This window comes from Halocalculus aciditolerans, from assembly GCF_014647475.1.
Lineage (GTDB): Archaea > Halobacteriota > Halobacteria > Halobacteriales > Halobacteriaceae > Halocalculus > Halocalculus aciditolerans.
On sequence record NZ_BMPG01000001.1, the window covers coordinates 206,940 to 224,759 of the forward strand.

Below are 17,820 nucleotides of genomic sequence, written 5' to 3' on the forward strand. Positions count from 1 at the left end.
AACGCGCGTTGAGTACTGAGGGTAGTAACGAATGCGCCGCGAGGACGAGGTTTACTTCGAACGCATCGAGTCCCGGTTAGACGAGGCGTTCGACGTCGCCGAGGCGGCGAAGGCCCGCGGCGAGGACCCGAAGCCCGAAGTCGAGATTCCCGTGGCGAAGGACATGGCGGACCGCGTGGAGAACATCCTCGGCATCGACGGCGTCGCCGAGCGCGTCCGCGAACTCGAAGGCGAGATGAGCCGCGAGGAGGCCGCGCTCGAACTCGTCGAGGACTTCGTCGAGGGCTCGGTCGGGGAGTACGAGACGCGAGAGGGGAAAGTCGAGGGCGCGGTCCGCACGGCGGTCGCGCTCCTCACCGAGGGCGTGGTCGCCGCGCCCATCGAGGGCATCGACCGCGTGGAACTCCTCCCGAACGACGACGGCACGGAGTTCGTGAACGTCTACTACGCCGGCCCGATCCGCTCCGCCGGCGGGACGGCACAGGCGCTCTCCGTCCTCGTCGCCGACTACGCCCGGTCGCTCCTCGGCATCGAGGAGTTCAACGCGCGGAGCGAGGAAATCGAGCGGTACGCGGAGGAGATCTCGCTCTACGACTCCGAGACCGGCCTCCAGTACTCGCCGAAGGACAAGGAGACGAAGTTCATCGCAGAGCACATGCCCATCATGCTGGACGGGGAGGCCACCGGCGACGAGGAGGTCTCGGGCTTCCGCGACCTCGAACGCGTCGACACCAACAGCGCCCGCGGCGGCATGTGTCTCGTGCTCGCCGAAGGGATCGCGCTCAAAGCCCCGAAGATTCAGCGCTACACTCGCCAGCTCGACGAAGTCGACTGGCCGTGGCTTCAGGACCTCATCGACGGCACGTACTACGACGACGACGGCGACGACGACGCCGCGAGCGAGGACGAGGAGGCCGCCGACGCGGAGACCGAGACCGACGAGGACGCGGACGCGGGGCCGACCGGGCCGCCGCGCGTCGACCCGGCGACGAAGTACCTCCGCGACCTCATCGCCGGCCGCCCCGTCTTCGGCCACCCGAGCGAGGCCGGCGGCTTCAGATTACGATACGGTCGCGCGCGCAACCACGGGTTCGCGACCGCCGGCGTCCACCCCGCCTCCATGCACATCATGGACGACTTCCTCGCGACGGGAACACAAATCAAGACCGAACGGCCCGGGAAGGCCGCGGGCGTCGTCCCCGTCGACTCCATCGACGGCCCGACCGTCAAACTCGCGAACGGCGACGTCCGCCGCATCGACAGCCCCGCAGAAGCCCGCGAAATCAACAACGGCGTCACGGACATCCTCGACCTCGGCGAATACCTCGTGAACTACGGGGAGTTCGTGGAGAACAACCACCCGCTCGCGCCCGCCGCCTACACCTACGAGTGGTGGGTGCAGGACTTCGAGGCCGCGGGCGCGGACGTCCAAGCCCTCCGGGACTCTCCCTACACGGACCTCCGCGACCCGACCGTCGAGGAAGCGCTCGACTGGGCGGCCGAGTACGACGCCCCCCTCCACCCGACGTACACCTACCTCTGGCACGACCTCGACGTCGACCACGTCTGCGCGCTCGCCGACGCCATCGACCGCGGTCACGTGGACGGCGACGAACTCGTCCTCCCGAACGAGGACGCCGTCCGCGAATCCCTCGAAGCCCTCCTCGTCGAACACCACCAGGGCGAACACCTCGAACTGGCGGAGTGGGAGCCGCTCGTCCGCACGCTCGGCTTCGACGCGGAACTCACGCGGGAGTGGACGCGCGACGACCTCCCCGCCGACGCCGAAACCTGGGAGAACGCGATGAAGGCCGTCGAACACGTCGCCCCCTTCGCCGTTCAGGAACGCGCTCCCACCCGCATCGGCGCGCGTATGGGTCGTCCCGAGAAATCCGAATCCCGCGACCTCTCTCCCGCCGTCCACAGCCTCTTCCCCATCGGCGAAGCCGGCGGGAACCAGCGCAACATGGGCGACGCCGCCCGCCATACAGACGGGATGCAGGGCGTCGCCGGCCAGGTCGACGTGGAACTCGGCGTCCGCGAATGCCCCGACTGCAGCAGCCGGACCTACAAGCCGCGGTGTCCGGACTGCGACGCCTGGACCGACCCCTACTACGAGTGCCCCGACTGCGAAATCTCCGCCGAGCCCGACGAGTCCGGCCGCGTCGAATGCCCGCGCTGCGAGCGCGAACTCGACAACCTCCGAACGCAGTCTATCGACCTCCGCAGCGAATACCGCGACGCCCTCGACAGCGTCGGCGAACGCGAAGCCGCCTACGACATCCTCAAAGGCGTCAAGGGACTCATGTCCACGGAGAAAATCCCCGAACCCATCGAGAAAGGCGTCCTCCGCGCCAAACACGGCGTCACCGCCTTCAAGGACGGCACGGTCCGCTACGACATGACCGACCTCCCCGTCACCTCCCTCCGCGCCGCCGAACTCGACGTCACCGTCGACCAACTCCGCGCCCTCGGCTACGACACCGACATCAACGGCGACCCCCTCGAACACGACGACCAACTCGTCGAACTCCGCGTCCAAGACATCGTCCTCCCCGACGGTGCCGCCGACCACCTCCTCAAAACCGCCGACTTCGTCGACGACCTCCTCACCCAGTACTACGGCCTCGACGCCTTCTACGACATCGACGACCGCGACGAACTCGTGGGCGAACTCGTCTTCGGCATGGCCCCCCACACCAGCGCCGCCACAGTTGGACGAGTCGTCGGCTTCACGAGCGCCGCCGTCGGCTACGCCCACCCCTACTTCCACGCCGCCAAACGCCGGAACTGCTTCCACCCGGACACCAAGATCTGGTACGACGACGAGGACGGTGAGACCCACTACGGCCGCATCGGCGAGTTCGTCGAGGAGCGCCTCGACGACCCCGAGGAGGATGACTTCGGCACGCTCGTCCAGGAACTCGACGGCGACGTCTCCGTCCCCTCGATAACTGCGGACGGCGAACAAGTCAGAAAGCCCGTCGAAGCCGTCTCGAAACACCCCTCCCCCGACCACATGGTCCGCATCGAAACGCGGAGTGGTCGCGAGATTACGGTCACGCCTGATCACTCTCTACGCCGATGGACTGGTAATCGAGTCGAACGGGTCAAAGCACAGGATCTCGAACCCGGAGACCGAGCTCTCACCCCTGAACGTCTCGATATCGACGGTGAGCCCAAGTCCTTCGATCTGCTCGCCGAGTTCCTCGACACCGATACTATCCCGAACGAGGACCTGATGATCCGAGGTATCGGAGCGGATGGCCTCAAGGATATCTTCGCCGAGGCCACAGACTCCGGTACGTATCTCAAAACAACCGCTGAGACGCTCGGTCTGAGTCAGTCGACAGTCTACAACTGGGTCTCCCGCGATAGCGTCCCGGCGGGCGTGCTGGTCGAACTTCTCGGACGGGATGCGGTCCCTGACGCTGTTCCCAGAGACGTCACTCTCGCCGCTCGGCGAGACACGGCTTCGATCGACCGTGTTTTCACCGTCGACGACGCCTTCGGCGGTCTGCTCGGCTACTATGCGGCTGAAGGATTCACTCGTCACGAGGACGGCTCTTTCTACCAGACGACGATCTGCATTCCCGACGAATCGGCCCGAGAATACCTTACCGAGACTTTCGAGGACGCCTTGGGCGTCGCGGCGTTCGAGGAGAACAAGTGGAAACTCACCGTCTCGAGTCGACTCGTCACGACGCTCTTCTCGGAGGTTCTCTCCGTTGGTGAGCGGGCGGAGGCGAAGCGCATCCCGGACGCTATCACGTCTGGGCCCAAGTCAGTTCTCCGCGCGTTCCTCGCAGGATACTTCTCTGGTGACGGTAGCGCCTCCAAGGACCGGGTCGAGGTGCGAGCACACACGGTCAGTAATGAACTGAAGCAGGACCTCATTGCGGCGCTCAAGCGGTTCGGTATCGCGACGAAAGTCTACCGCGAACGACGGACTATCGAGACGGGATCGGTCGCCGCGTTCTACGACGGGAATTCACCCGAGTTCGAAACCTGGGTGGTCAAGATAACTTCCGAGAACGCAGTTCGCTTTGCCAACTCCGTCGGCTTCCACCTTGACCGGAAATCCGAGGCTCTATCGTACGCCATCTCCTCCGTCGAGACCCGACCACAGCGATTGTTCGGGGACGGCGGCGACTCCCTACTAGACGAAGTCGAAACGGTCGAAATAGTCAAGGGTGAGACAGAATTCGCGTACTCGCTGACGGTTTCGGACACTCACACGCTCGTCGCAAACGATTTGTACTCTGGTCAATGCGATGGCGACGAAGACTGCGTCATGCTCCTGATGGACGGTCTCCTCAACTTCTCGAAATCCTTCTTGCCGAGTTCTAGGGGCGGGCGGATGGACGCACCCTTGGTGATGTCGAGTCGGATCGACCCGTCCGAGATCGACGACGAGGCGCACAACATGGACGTCGTGCGGGAGTACCCGCGGGAGTTCTACGAGGCGACGCGGGAGCTCGCGGACCCCGAGGACGTCGACATCCGCATCGCCGAGGAGGGACTGGGGACCGAAGACGAGTACACGGGCTTCTTCCACACGCACGACACGACGGATATCGCGCTCGGCCCGGACCTCTCCGCGTACAAGACGCTCGGGTCGATGATGGACAAGATGGACGCCCAACTCGAACTCGCGCGGAAACTCCGCGCCGTCGACGAGACCGACGTCGCCGAACGCGTCATCGAGGGCCACTTCCTCCCCGACCTCATCGGGAACCTCCGCGCCTTCTCCCGCCAGGAGACGCGGTGTCTCGACTGCGGCGAGAAATACCGACGCATGCCGCTCTCCGGCGAATGCCGCGAGTGCGGCGGCCGCGTCAACCTCACCGTCCACCGAGGCTCCGTCAACAAGTACATGGACACCGCCATCACCGTCGCCGAAGAGTACGACTGCCGCGAATACACCAAGCAACGCCTCGAAGTCCTCGAACAGTCCCTCGAGTCAATCTTCGAGAACGACAAGAACAAACAGGGGAGCATCGCCGACTTCATGTGACGTGGCTCGGAGACGAGCGAAGCGAGGAGTGAGAACCGCGATGCACACGAACGGCGACCAGAGTGGGACGCTTTGCGTCCCGCTTGCCGTACGGGCGACTCATGGGTCGCCCGTACGACGACGGGAGCCGTGAGCCCGCGGGTAACGAGGAGCGTGCGAGAATCACGGTAAACACGAACGATGGCGGGAAAGTCGTTCTCGCTCGCAACCGGAGCGCGCAGCGTCCCGGTGACGGCGGAAGGACGAGCCGTGAGCGACCTGGCTCGATGCTTCGCGCTGGCTCGCGTGTCGCTCCTTCCAGTCGCTCCCGCTCGCGGTTTCGGGGTTCTCACTCGGCCGCTTCGCGGCCTCGCTCCGAACCGCGTTAGGCCGGCACGGTGACGCCGAACTCTCGGCGGGTTTGGAGGACGGAGACGTAGTCGGTGCGGGTGACGACGCCGACGACGTCGCCGGAGTCTTCGACGAAGGCCGCGGGGGCGTTCTGTTCGTTGAGGGTGGCGAGGGCTTCGAAGGCGTCGGCGTCGGCGTCGATGGTGGGGAGGTCGGTGCGCATGATCTCTCGGACTGCGTAGGCGTCGCGTTCGACTTCGCGGACGCGTTTGAGGGCGTCCATGGTGGCGAGGCCGACGACGTGGCCGTTCTCGGTGACGGCGAATTCGGTGCGGCGGTCCGCGAGCATGCGGTCGGCGAAGGCCTGGACGGTTTCGTCGGCGTCGATGGTCTGGGGTTCGGCGAGGATGTCGCGGACGGTGAGGCCCTCTAAGAGGTCGTCGAGGAGGACGGTGCGGGATTCGCCGGTGGCGGCGGAGTAGACGAACCAGGCGAGGAGGAGGAAGAGGGGGGCGAAGGCGAGGATGCCGAAGATGGCGAAGAGGACGGCGAAGCCGACGCCGATGCGGGCGGCGATGCGGGTGGCGACGCCGTAGGGGCGGGTGCGGGCGAGGTAGGCGCGGAGGACGCGGCCGCCGTCCATGGGGAAGGCGGGGAGGAGGTTGAAGCCGGCGAGGAGGAGGTTCGTGACGGCGAGCCAGCCGACGACGAAGCCGGCGACGGGGAGGCCGGCGGGGACGAGGTAGAGCCCGAGGTAGCAGGCGGCGGCGACGAGGACGCTGGTGATGGGGCCGGCGAGCGCGATGCCGAACTCCTTCTGTGGGTCGCGGGGGATAGATTGGAGGTTGGCGAGGCCGCCGAGGAGCCAGAGGGTGATGGATTCGGTCTGGACGCCGTAGCGGCGGCCGGCGTAGGCGTGGCCGAGTTCGTGGATGGCGACGCCGGCGAAGAGGCCGACGGCGGACGCGATGCCGATAACCCACGGGTTGGACCCGGACTTGAGGGCGTCGAGGGCGTAGTCCTGTGGGGCGAGCGCGTTGACGACGCCGGCGTAGGCGTCGATCTGTGCGCCGCTTCCGAGGAGCCACGCGAGAATCGGGAGGAAGATGACGAGCGAGAGGTCGATCCTGATGGGGATGCCCCACACGCGACCGACGGTGAACTTCTGCATACGCACATCATCGATGGGGCGGCAGTAATAATCACCGCCGCCGGCGACTCGCGTTCAGTCGCGGGCGCGGACGACGACGACGGGGCCGAGGGATTCGCGGGCGACGCGGTCTTCGAGGTCGCCGAACACCCACTCGGAGAGCGTCGGTTTCGGTTCGCCCATCACGACGAGGTCGTAGTCGACGGCGAGGTCGGCGATTGCGGCGATGGCGTCGCCCGTCGACTCGGGCTGCATGGTGAGGTCGGCGGTGTCGAGGCCGGCGGCGTCGAGCGCGTTCCGGATTTCCTCGCGGCTGACGGCTTCGTCGAGGCCGAGTGCGGAGACGGTGATGTCGCGGTCGCCGACGAGCGCGGCGACGAAGTCGACGACGGTTCCGACGTCGGCTCGGCCGACGAAGGGGACGAGGAGGCGGTCGGCGTCGTGGGCGACGCCGGGGTGGACGATGGCGTCGCAGTCCGCTTCGACGGTGACGCGGGCGATGGTCTGCTCGGCTTCGCCGGTGAACGCGAGGCGGGTTTCGGCGTCGCCGCCGGCGTCCGCGAACCCCCGTCGGAGTTCGTCGAGTTTCGCCTGTGCGCGCTCCTCGAACTGGAGTTTCGCTTGTTCCGCCGGTGTCTGGTCGGGGACCTCGTAGTAGCCGAGGACGACGACGTCCACGGTGGAGAGGAGGTCGAACAGGCCGGGCGTGACGGATTCGCCTTCGAGGATCTTGACTGGGACGAGTACTTTGGTCATCTATAGGGCCCCCTTGAGGGAGACGTCGCGGGCGTAGTAGTAGTACCATCCGGCCGCGGCGAGCATGACGACGACGCCGACTATCTGGCTCGTGCGCTGCATGAACGCGATGAGGCCGAAGGAGGAGAGTGCGCCGAGTCCGGCGACGACGGGGTAGGCTGGCACGCGGAAGTCGGGGTCGTACCATTCGGGTTCGTCGCGACGCATCGCGAGGAGGGAGACGCAGATGAGGCCGTACATGACGAGGCTGAGGATGGAGGCGACTTCGGCGAGGATTTCGGTCTCGCCGGAGGCGACGAGGAGGAGCGTCGGGACGCCCGCCATCGTCAGGGCGACGTGGGGCGTGCCGTACTTGAGGTTGATCGCGCTGGCCTTCTTCGGGGCGAGCGCGTCCTTGCTGAGCGCGAAGACGGCGCGCGAGGAACTCATGATGGAGGCGTTCGCGGAGGAGACCGTGGCGAGGAGGCCGGCGACGAGGATGGCGATTGCGCCCGCGGGCCCCCAGAAGCTCCCGGCGACTTCGACCATCGCGGTCTCGCCGAAGGACGCGAGCTTCGCGCTGCCGAACGCGCTCGTCGCGACGAAGACGGTGCAGACGTAGAAGACGCCGACGATGAGGACGCTGCCGACCATCGCGAGCGGGAGGTTCCGCCCGGGGTTCTTGATCTCTCCTGCGACTGTGGCGACCTGCGCGAACCCGAGGTAGGAGGTGAAGACGAGGGCCGCCGTCGTCACGACGGGCATCGCGCCGAAGGGCATGAACGTCTCGGGCGTGCTCGACTCGCCGATGAACCCGAGCGCGCTCGCGCCGCCGTACGCGAGGAAGAGCGAGAGGATGACGAGGAGGATGGCGACGACGTAGTTCTGGAGCTTCGCGGTGTTCTCCGTGCCGGTGAAGCTCAATCCGGTGAGGAGCGCGCCGAAGACGAGGCCGAGCGCGACGGTCGGACTGAACGAGAGCGTGATGCCCACTCGCGCGAGGACTTCGGCGGCGTAGCTCCCGAACCCGACGAGGTAGAAGGAGGACGCGAAGACGAGGCTGAGCCAGAGGCTCACGCCGACGACCGTGCCGGCGAGCGCGCCGAGCGACCGGGAGACGAAGTAGTAGCCGCCGCCGGACTTCGGCATCGCCGTCGCCAGCTCCGACGCCGGGAGCGCCACCAGGAGGGCGATGACCATCCCGATGGCGTACGACCCCGCTGCGGCCGGCCCCGCCTGCCCGGCGGCGATGCCGGGGAAGACGAAGATACCCGCTCCGATCATCGTGCCGACGCCGATCGCCAGCCCGCCGACCAGTCCGATGGTTCGCTCTAACTCGGTTCCGCCCTCGGTGACGGTGACGTCACCGTCCTCGACCGTTTCGAGCTCGTCGGCGACGGGCGTCTCGCCCGCGCGGTTCTCACCCGAGGCGTTCGCGGTGCTCTCGCTCACACGGGAACCGTCGAATAGTCAGTAAAAATGAGTTGGGGCCGACCGGCGGAACGGACGCACGGACGCGCTCAGTCGTCGCCGCGGAGTGTATCGAGGCGCTCGCGCGTCCGGCTCGTGGAGTGGGGGAGCGCGCCGTTCTTCCGCCCGCCGAGCACGGGGTTGAGCGTCCCCCCGTCGTAGTTTACGGCGAGGCTCACGAGTCGGTGGATGACTCCAGAGACGTAGGCGAGCGCGAGGAAGACGACGACGTCGACGCCCGCCGCCCACAGCGGCAGGTCGACGACGAAGACGTTCACGAGGCCGGTGCCGAGCGCGATGACCGCGCCGGTGACGAGGAGGATGGCGAGAGAGACGCAGGCGTCGGCGCGCTCGTTGAGCTCCCGATTCTGCTCGATCCAGTCCGCATACCCTCTCACGAGCCGCTCTTTGTACTCGGGCGTCTCCGCCCGCGCCGCGTCCCGGACGCCGTCCGGCCCGATGCCGTTAATCTGCGTCGAGAGCGTGTACGCGAACCCGGAGACGACAGCGGCGAGCCCGAGCAGGCCGATGCTCGACACCGTGTAGCCGTTCACGAGCGCGGCGAAGGAGTCGAGCGCCGCGCTCTTCTCCAGCAGGGTGACGCCCGTCGCGAGCAGCGACGCGAGCGTCACCGTGTACTTCATCAAGTTGATCGCTTTCCCCTGAATGTCGTCGAACATCTCCGCCTGCCGGTCAATCGTACGCTTCGCCTCGTCGAGCGCGACCGAGGTCGCGTCACTCGCTATCGATATCGTCTGCGGCTGTCCCGACGACGACCCCGAATCTCCACTCATAATTACACTCTGTGTCTAATAGAAATTAAATGTGGTGGGCTACGACGCGCTCTTCCCGGCCACGCTCTGCCCGCGCCGCTCGCACTCTGACTCCATTTCTATATCGCGTTATTCGATTTATTGGCGGTTCGGCGGCCGCCTTTATGACGGGGGGAGGCGAAGGCGGGCGTATGGCAGAGGACTCGCAGATCGGACTCGGACAGCCCGTCTACGACGACGACGGAAACGAACTCGGCACCGTTCGCGGGTTCAACGAAGACGGATTCACCGTCACGAGCCGCACTGACGCCGGCCAGTACAGCGTCGAGCACGAACACACCCCGCACGACCTCGGCGAGGCCGAGCTCATGTGGCGCTGCGACGACTGCGGCGAGATGGGCGACATCGACGACCTCCCCGACACCTGCCCGAACTGCGGCGCTCCCACCGAAGCAATCTACTGGTGGACCGAGGACTGAACCGACGCGGCACAGCGCGACCGCTTCTCACTCGCGAAAACACGAGAAAATCGAATAGTGCCGGAGACCGGCGTTGCGACCCGTCTCAGAACGGGGCCTGCGGGCCTTCGTCGTCCTCGGCGTCGTCGCTCTCGGACGCGCCCGGGAAGGACGGCGTCATACCGCCGTCGTCGTGCCCGCCGCCCATGCCGGTGTCCGCGTGGACCTCGTTGACCTCGGGAATCTCCTTCACCATCCGGGACTTGATCGCCTGAATCGTCATCGGCGAAATCCCACAGCCGGAACACGCGCCGCCGAGCGAAATGTTCACGATGCCTTCCTCGCGGTCGATGTTCTGAATCGCGTGGCTCCCGCCGTGCATCTGGATCTGCGGGAAGTTCCGGCGAAGGAACCCGTTGATTCGATCCTCCAGGTCGTCGCCGCTCTGACTCTCCGTGCTCATACTCATTGATTGGGCGTCGTGACGCTTAGACCTTTGGTTGCCGGCCTCACTCGCTCGACGCGAAAACTCCCCAGAGACGCGAAGAGAACGCTGTCCGCGGCGGAATCACTGCGGCTACTCGCCCTCGAAGCCGAACACGCGGCGGTGTTCCGACTTGAGTTCTTCGACGTAGATGTCGAGGAGCTCCTGTACGCGTTCTTCGTCGGCGACGACGTCGGTCAGGCGTTCGAGCGGGTTCTCGGGGAGTTCGATGGTGAACTCGCCGTCGCCCTCGTAGTGCGGCTCGCTCTCGTTCAGAATCTGCTGGTCGATGGCGTGCACGAGGTCGGAGCTGTACTCCTCGTTCATCGTGTTGAACGTGCGCTTGTACGCGGTCTGGAGCTGCGGGAAGTAATCGACGTACTTCTCTTCCTCGAACTCCTCGGGCGTGAAATCGGCCATATTACTCGGTCGGCTCCCCGAAGTAAAAGTCGGCCGATCCGCCACTGATAAACTACATAGCGCGATACAGAAACCACTCGGTAGTCCGGGGAGCGGATGTCGGAACGACGCGCTCGACGCCTCGCCGATGCAGGCAGAATCGGAAGACCGGGTTCGCGTGTAGTCGCTCCTCAGCGCGAGATGCCGCCGTCGCCACCCTCCGCGACGAGCGCCTCGACCTCCTCGCGGGTCACGGCCGCCATGTCGCCGGGAATCGTGCGCTTGAGCGCGGCCGTCGCGGTCCCGTATTCGAGCGCGCGCCCGACGTCGCCGGTGGGGACGAATTTCGCGAGGAACCCGCCGACGAACGCGTCCCCGGAGCCGACGGCGTCCACCGTCTCCGTCTCGAACGCGTCGCGCTCGACGACGTCGCCGTCGTGGACCGCGAGCGCGCCGTTCGCGCCGCGCGTGACGACGACCGTCTCCACACCGTACTCGTCGGCGAGCGCGCGCGCTTTCTCCGCGGGCGTACCGTCGACGTCGAAGACGAGTTCGGCGTCGCGCCGCGCACACACCAGCACGTCGACGTCGCCGAGGAGCGGTTCGATACCCGCTCTCGCCTCCTCTCCCGTCCAGAGCTTCGACCGGTAGTTCACGTCGAAGACCGTGAGCGTGTCTTCTCCCCGCGCCGCTTCGAGGACGGCCTCCGTGGTCTCTCTGAGCGTCTCGCCGAGCGCGGGCGTGATACCCGACGTGTAGAAGGCGTCCGCGGCCGCGATGCGGTCGAGCGGCAGGTCGTCGACCGTCGCCGTGCGGACGCTCGCCCCCTCGCGGTCGTAGACGACGTTCGTTCCTCGCGGCTTCGTCCCGGCTTCGACGTAGTACGTCCCCTGTCGGCCGTCGTCGCTCCACGCGACGGCCGTATCGATGCCGTACTCGCGGAGCGCGTTCGTCACCCGCCGCCCCAGCGGACTCTCCGGAAGTTTCGACGTCCACGTGCTCGGCAGGCCGACCGCGTTCGCCGCGACCGCGACGTTCGACTCCGCGCCCGCGACGTGCACGTCGAGACGATCCGTGTGTGTCAGCCGCTCGTGACCCGGCGGGGACAGCCGGAGCATCGACTCCCCGAACGTCACGAGCCGCGAATCCTCAGTCATGGCTCGCGCTACCGAGAGCGACCGGATAAGGACTTCGCCCTGTCAGTCGAGCTGCTCGCCGACCAGCCGGTCGACCGCCGCGATGAACGCCTCCCGCTCGGCTCTCGGTATGGTCGCCCCCGCCGCGACCGTATGGCCGCCGCCGTCGCCGCCGACCGACCGCGACGCCTCGCCCATCACCTCGGAGAGGTCGAGACCGCGCCGGACGAGCGCGTGCGACCCCCGCGCCGACACCTTCGACTCCTCCGCGCTCTTATTCGCGAACCCGAGGATGACCTTCTCCCTGCTCACGCCGTCCGCGGAGAGCGCCATCCCCGCGACGATGCCGACGATGGTCTCCCGGATCTCGTCACCCGAGTCGAACCACTGCACGTGTTCTTCTGCGGTCACGCCGTGTTCCTCCACCCAGCGAACGCCGCTCGAGAGGTTCTGCCGGTGCTGCGCGAGGAGTTCCTTCGCGGCGTCGTAGGCTTCCTCGCGGTCCCCGAGGCAGACCGCGAGGCCGACGTCCGCGCGCTCGTAGCGCGCCGTCGCGTTGAGGAGCGTGGAGAACTCGCTCGCGTCCCGGACTTCGGTCCCCGGCTCCTCTTCGGCGAGCGTGTACGTCGTCGCGACGAGCGCGTCCAGCTTCTCCGACGCCACTCCGTTCCGAACCGCGCGCTTGATGAGCGCCGACAGGACCGCCTGGCGCTCCTCGTGGCTCAAGTCCGCCCACGTCCGCCAGTCGCCGTCCGTCCTCGTCTCGACGTCGAGCGCGTCGAGGAACCGCATCGCCCCCGACGAATCGTTCGTGATGCCGGGGACGTAGACTTCGCTCGCGTATTCGAGGAGCTTCGGGAGCGGGCGCGTCTGCGTCCCGTAGAGCGCGAGGTCCCGCGTCGTGTCCAGCACGCCCGCCTCGACGCCCTCTTCCGCGATAGCGACGTTCGCGCCCGTGAGCTCGCCGTCCGTCGTCTGCATGTCGCCGACCGCGCCCACGATTGCGAGCGCCGCGAGGTCCTTGTTCGCGCCCGCCTCCGACTCGAACGCCCGCGCGAGCACGTACGTCGCCCCCGCCCCTGACAGCTCGCTCCCGCCGTCCACGCCCTCCAACAGCGGGTTCAGGTGGTACGCCGTCTCCGCCTCCGCGGGCTGGTGGTGGTCGGCGATTATCGGCGTGAACTCCCCGCGCTCCTCGTGTTCCGTTATCGCTTCTAGCTGCCCGCTCCCGAAGTCCGTGAAGAGGACCGTGTCGTACGCTGACGCCGCGATTCCCGCGATGGCGTCGTCGTCCAGTTGCTTCTCGAACACCGACTCGAACGGAATCTCTGCGCGTTCGAGCATCCGCGCCGCGATGCCCGCGCTCGTCAGCCCGTCCGCGTCGATGTGCGACGCCACGAGCACCGACTCCGCGTCACGCAGCGCGTCCGCGCACCGCTCCGCGCGTTCCTCCAGTTCCGGAACGGGACCACTCATTACCCCGACCTAGGGCGCTCTCGCGTTTAAAGCCACGTAGAAATCCGTTCGTTTCCGTCGAACCCGATTCGGCAGACAGGTTCGCCTTCGTCTCCGTCGAATCTGGCTCGCAGACGGGTTCGTCCCTAGTTCGACCGGCGACTCACTTCAGGGCGGCGAGCGCGGCGTCGACGAGGGCGGTGAAGCTCGCTTCGTCGGGGACGACGTCGACGTCGACGCCGTGGGATTCGGCGGTCTCCCTCGTGGGTTCGCCGATGCAGGCGACGACGCAGGTGTTGAGGCCGGCGACGGCGTCCTCGTAGATGCCGCGTTCGCTCGCCGCGTCGAGGAAGTGCTCCACTGTCAGCGAGGAGGTGAAGAGCGCGGCGTCGAGGCCGCCGGTCGCGGCGAGTTCGGTGGACTCGCCGGCCTCGGGCGGTCGACGGAGGCGGTAGAGGACGGTTTCGTGGACGTACGCGCCGGCGGCTTCGAGGCCGTCGAGGAGTATCTGACTCCCGTGGTCGGAGCGCGCGACTTCGACGCGCGCGCCGTCGACGTCGTCGGCGAGTTCCTCGACGAGCCCGGTGGAGGAGAAGGTCTCGGGGACGACGTCGACGGCGTAGTCCTCTGCTTCGAGCGCACCGGCGGTTGAGTCGCCGATGGCGCAGACGGTCGCGCTCCCGGCTTCCCAGCCGGCGTCGGCGGCGAGGCGCGCGCCCGTCTTACTCGTGAACACGACGAAGTCCGCGTCCGTTCGCGGCGTCGCGTCCGTCTCGACGACTTCCAGCATCGGGTCCGGGACGGCTTCGACGCCGCGCTCGTCGAGGTGGTGGACCGCGGCGTCGAGCCGGCCGTCGTCCGGCCGGAACACGGCGACGCGCATCTACTCGTCCCCCGCGTTCGCGTCCCGTGCATCCACGTTCGCGCCCTGTGCGCCGCGGCCGCGGAGGAGCGCGACGACGTCCTCGCGCACGGACGCGACCTCGCCGATGACGGTCACGGCCGGCGGCGAGACGTCGTGTTCGTCGCGGACGTCGACGATGCTGTCGAGCGTCCCGGTCACGGTTCGCATGTCCGGCCACGTCCCGCGCTCGACGAGCGCGACCGGCGTCTCGCCGGCCATCCCCGCCTCCCGCAGCGCCCGCGTGTAGTCGGGGAGCCGGCCGACGCCCATCAACACGACAATCGTGCCGCCGGTCGCCGCGAGGGCGTCCCAGTCCACGGCGGATTCGGGCTTCGTCGGGTCCTCGTGGCCCGTCACGAAGGAGACGGAGGAGGCGAAATCGCGGTGCGTGACGGGGATGCCCGCCGCGCCGGGCGCGGCAATCGCCGACGTCACGCCCGGAACCACCTCGAACGGAATCTCGTGTTCGGCGAGGTACTGCGCTTCCTCGCCGCCGCGCCCGAAGACGAACGGGTCGCCGCCCTTCAGCCGAACCACGTCCCGCCCCGCCGTCGCGTGCGCGACGAGTCGCTCGTTGATCTCCCGCTGGCTCGTTCGCTCCCCGCCAGCGCGCTTCCCCACGTCCTCGCAGACCGCGTCGTCGATGGTGTCGAGGATCTCGGGACCGGGGAGTTTGTCGTGCATCACGACTGCCGCGTCGTCGAGGAGCTCGCGCGCGCGCACCGTGAGGAGGCCCGGGTCGCCCGGCCCGCTCCCCACGAGGTACACGGTTCCCGTCTCGGTATCTCGCCGTCCGTCGCTCCGGCTCGCGTCTCCCTCACTCATTCTCGCTTCGCCTCCTCGATGAGGTCGCTCGCGCCCGCGGCGTCGAGGTCGTCGGCGAGCGCGCGCGCCGCCGCCGCGTAGTCGTCGGCCGGCAGGTCGCGGCCCTCCGTGACGGACTCGGAGCCGTCCTCGCTGAACACCTGGACTTCCGCGCGCACCGTCTCGCCCTTCACGAACGCGTGCACGCCGAGCGGCGCGATACAGCCGCCGCCGAGCTCTTCGAGGACGATGCGTTCGACGGTCGTCTCGACGCGCGAACGCGGGTGGTCGAGCACGTCGTGGAGCGTGTCCGCGAGGTCGCCCTCGACGGCCGTCACCGCGAGCGCGCCCTGCCCCGGCGCGGGCACGTGCTCGTTCACGTCGAGGTCCACGAGCGGCACGTCGTGCGCCAGCCCCGACCGCTCCAAGCCCGCGCGCGCCAGCACGATAGCGTCGTACTCCACGTCGACGTCGCGCTCCATCGAGGAGCGCTCGAGCTCGTTCAGCGAATCGAACCACTCCTCGACCGTGCGCTCGTACTCGCGCTCCACGCTGCTCGGGTCCGAATCCACGCGCTTCTCCGCGCGCTGACGCTTCTCCTGATACTCGTCTTCCGCGTCGAGACGCGCCTCGTGCTTCGCCTGCATGTGCGGCGCGAGCAGCTTCTCGAGGCGCGTATCTACGTTCCCCCGCAGCGGCTCGACCTCGAGGTCCGGCCGCCGCGCGAGCACCTGCGCCTTCCGCCGCAGACTCGACGTGCCGACGACTGCGCCCGCCGGAAGCTCGTCCAGCGTGCTCCCGTCCGGCGTCACGAGCGCGTCCCCCGCGCTCGCCCGCGGCGGCACCGCCGCGAACACCATATCCTCCGGCGTGTCCGTCGGCACGTCCTTCATCGAGTGCACCGCCGCGTCCGCCTCGCCCGCGAGCACGACTTCGTCGACGGCGCGCACGAACGCCCCCGTCTTCCCCAGGTCCTGGATGAGTTCGTCCGTCACGCGGTCGCCGACCGTCTCCACCTCGACCAGTTCGACCTCGTGTCGCCGGTCCTCCAACGCCGCCTGTATCTCCGCCGCCTGCCGACGCGCGAGAGTCGACCCCCGCGTCGCCAGCCGCACGGACTCGCGACTACGCATTATACCTGTACTCTACCGCCCGCCGTTGAAACCCCCTTCCATCTCGACTTGGACTCGTCCGCCCGTTTCCCGTTCACTCTCGATGGTCCTCGTTCTCTCTCGTTCTCTTACCGCGACCGTGGACGGAGCATCCGTCGGTATCTCTGAAAGCCCCTCGCCGACAGCGGTTCCGTCACTCGCGGTCGCTGTAACTGGCGCAGGAACCGCGACGGAGAATACGGAAAGAGCCCGCGTTAGAGGACGTCGTCGTAGGCGTCGAGGGTGGCGTCGACGTCCGCCTGCGTGTGGGCGTCGGAGACGAACTGGCTCTCGAACTGGTTCTGCGCGAGCATGATGCCGCGCTCCTGCATCTGCGGGCGGAACACGCGGTTCCAGCGGTCGACGGCGGCTTTCCCGACGTCGGCGGTGTTCTCCGGGGGTTCGCCGTCGCGCGTGAAGACGACTTTGAACAGGCTGTCCGTTCCCACCACAGAGTACGGGAGGCCTTTGTCGTCGACGATGTCGCGGAGGCCGTCCCGGAGGTCGTCGCCGAGCGCGTTCACGTGGTCGTAGACGTCCTTCTCCGCGGCGTAGGTGAGCGTCTGGAGGCCGGCGGCCATCGTGACCGGGTGGCCGGAGAACGTCCCCGCTTGGAAGACGTCGCCGACCGGCGTGAGGTGCTCCATGACTTCCGTTCTTCCGCCGAGCGCGCCGACGGGGAACCCGCCGCCGACGATCTTCCCGAACGTCGTCAGGTCGGGCGTGACGTCGAACTTGCCCTGCGCGCAGGCGAGGCCGCCGACGCGGAAGCCCGTGATGACCTCGTCGAACACGAGGAGGCTCCCGTGCTCGCGGGTCAGCCCGCGCAGGTGGTCGTGGTAGCCGTCCTGTGGCTCCACGATGCCCTTGTTCGCCATGACGGGTTCGACGAGGACGGCGGCGATGTCGTCGCCGTGCTCCTCGAAGACCTCGCTCGCGGCCGCCCGGTCGTTGAACGGGACGGGAATCGTGTGCTCCGCGAAGGACTGCGGAATCCCGGCGGAGGACGGCCGTGCGTGCTCTGCGTCGCCCTCGACGAGCGTCGACTCCTGCGCGCCGTGGTAGCCGCCCTCCATCACGACGACCTTGCTCCGGCCGGTGTAGCCGCGCGCCAGCCGAACGGCCGAGACCGTCGCCTCCGTCCCCGAGTTCACGAACCGCAGCATCTCCACCGAGGGGACGTGACGCGTCACGAACTCCGCGAGCTCCACCTCGACCTCGGTCGGCATCCCGTACATCGGCCCCTCGCTCGTCCGGCGCTGCACCGAACTCGTCACGCGCTCCGGCGCGTCGTGCCCGAGGAGGAGCGGTCCCAGCCCCATCACCCAGTCCACGTACTTGTTCCCGTCCGCGTCCACTACGTGCCCCGCGTCGCCCTTCCGCACGAACGTCGGATACGGCTGCGGTGCCGCCCGAACGGACGAGTTCACGCCCCCGACGAGCACGTCGAGCGCGCGGTCGTAGAGCTCTCGAGAGGTATCGCGGTTCATACCTCGACCGACGGCGGCGGAGAGAAAGAATGTAGGGGGTTCGCGTCGCCCCGCAGCCGACGCC

14 protein-coding genes are annotated in these 17,820 nt (G+C 67.7%); 2 read left to right on the top strand and 12 right to left on the bottom strand.

The genetic code is table 11. From position 1 onward, the window contains the following. Positions 1 to 31 precede the first annotated feature (31 nt). Positions 32 to 5,017: a DNA polymerase II large subunit gene (polC, locus tag IEY26_RS01015; RefSeq protein WP_188974944.1), complete on the top strand. Its 4,986-nt coding sequence runs from the start codon at positions 32 to 34 to the stop codon at positions 5,015 to 5,017. Positions 5,018 to 5,381: 364 nt separating this feature from the next. On the opposite strand, the gene IEY26_RS01020 is transcribed toward polC, so the two are convergent. The 4 genes from IEY26_RS01020 to IEY26_RS01035 form a co-directional block, all read right to left on the bottom strand. Then, positions 5,382 to 6,518, bottom strand: coding sequence for a site-2 protease family protein (locus tag IEY26_RS01020; protein ID WP_188974946.1), 1,137 nt, complete (start codon positions 6,516 to 6,518; stop codon positions 5,382 to 5,384). Positions 6,519 to 6,572: 54 nt separating this feature from the next. Further along, entirely contained in the window at positions 6,573 to 7,253 is a 681-nt protein-coding gene (locus IEY26_RS01025) for a universal stress protein (protein ID WP_188974948.1), read from the bottom strand. Continuing rightward, the gene (locus IEY26_RS01030) at positions 7,254 to 8,684 is read right to left on the bottom strand and encodes an APC family permease (RefSeq protein WP_188974950.1); all 1,431 of its coding nucleotides are present in this window, start codon (positions 8,682 to 8,684) and stop codon (positions 7,254 to 7,256) included. A gap of 68 nt (positions 8,685 to 8,752) precedes the next feature. After that, positions 8,753 to 9,496 (bottom strand): hypothetical protein, encoded by a 744-nt coding sequence (locus IEY26_RS01035; RefSeq protein ID WP_188974952.1) that lies wholly within the window; start codon positions 9,494 to 9,496, stop codon positions 8,753 to 8,755. 170 nt (positions 9,497 to 9,666) lie between these two features. On the opposite strand from IEY26_RS01035, the gene IEY26_RS01040 reads away from it, so the two are divergent. Beyond that, positions 9,667 to 9,954 (top strand): DUF7130 family rubredoxin-like protein, encoded by a 288-nt coding sequence (locus tag IEY26_RS01040; RefSeq protein WP_188974954.1) that lies wholly within the window; start codon positions 9,667 to 9,669, stop codon positions 9,952 to 9,954. 85 nt (positions 9,955 to 10,039) lie between these two features. Here IEY26_RS01040 and IEY26_RS01045 read toward each other — a convergent pair whose 3' ends face one another. The 8 genes from IEY26_RS01045 to hemL form a co-directional block, all read right to left on the bottom strand. Beyond that, positions 10,040 to 10,396: a NifU family protein gene (locus IEY26_RS01045; RefSeq protein WP_188974956.1), complete on the bottom strand. Its 357-nt coding sequence runs from the start codon at positions 10,394 to 10,396 to the stop codon at positions 10,040 to 10,042. A 114-nt stretch (positions 10,397 to 10,510) separates the two neighbouring features. After that, positions 10,511 to 10,837, bottom strand: coding sequence for a DUF5783 family protein (locus IEY26_RS01050; RefSeq protein ID WP_188974958.1), 327 nt, complete (start codon positions 10,835 to 10,837; stop codon positions 10,511 to 10,513). 170 nt (positions 10,838 to 11,007) lie between these two features. Beyond that, a complete protein-coding gene (kdgK1, locus tag IEY26_RS01055) occupies positions 11,008 to 11,973 on the bottom strand; it encodes a bifunctional 2-dehydro-3-deoxygluconokinase/2-dehydro-3-deoxygalactonokinase (RefSeq protein WP_188974960.1) in 966 nt (321 codons plus the stop codon). A gap of 42 nt (positions 11,974 to 12,015) precedes the next feature. Then, positions 12,016 to 13,428, bottom strand: coding sequence for a DHHA1 domain-containing protein (locus IEY26_RS01060; RefSeq protein WP_188974962.1), 1,413 nt, complete (start codon positions 13,426 to 13,428; stop codon positions 12,016 to 12,018). A 142-nt stretch (positions 13,429 to 13,570) separates the two neighbouring features. Beyond that, entirely contained in the window at positions 13,571 to 14,290 is a 720-nt protein-coding gene (locus tag IEY26_RS01065) for a uroporphyrinogen-III synthase (RefSeq protein ID WP_188974964.1), read from the bottom strand. Beyond that, complete coding sequence (cobA, locus tag IEY26_RS01070) at positions 14,291 to 15,136, bottom strand: uroporphyrinogen-III C-methyltransferase (protein WP_188974966.1); 846 nt, start codon at positions 15,134 to 15,136, stop codon at positions 14,291 to 14,293. Then, positions 15,133 to 16,248, bottom strand: coding sequence for a hydroxymethylbilane synthase (gene hemC / locus IEY26_RS01075; RefSeq protein ID WP_188974968.1), 1,116 nt, complete (start codon positions 16,246 to 16,248; stop codon positions 15,133 to 15,135). Before hemC ends, cobA begins: the two co-directional genes overlap by 4 nt. 233 nt (positions 16,249 to 16,481) lie before the next feature. Then, entirely contained in the window at positions 16,482 to 17,756 is a 1,275-nt protein-coding gene (gene hemL, locus IEY26_RS01080; RefSeq protein ID WP_188974970.1) for a glutamate-1-semialdehyde 2,1-aminomutase, read from the bottom strand. Positions 17,757 to 17,820 lie beyond the last annotated feature (64 nt).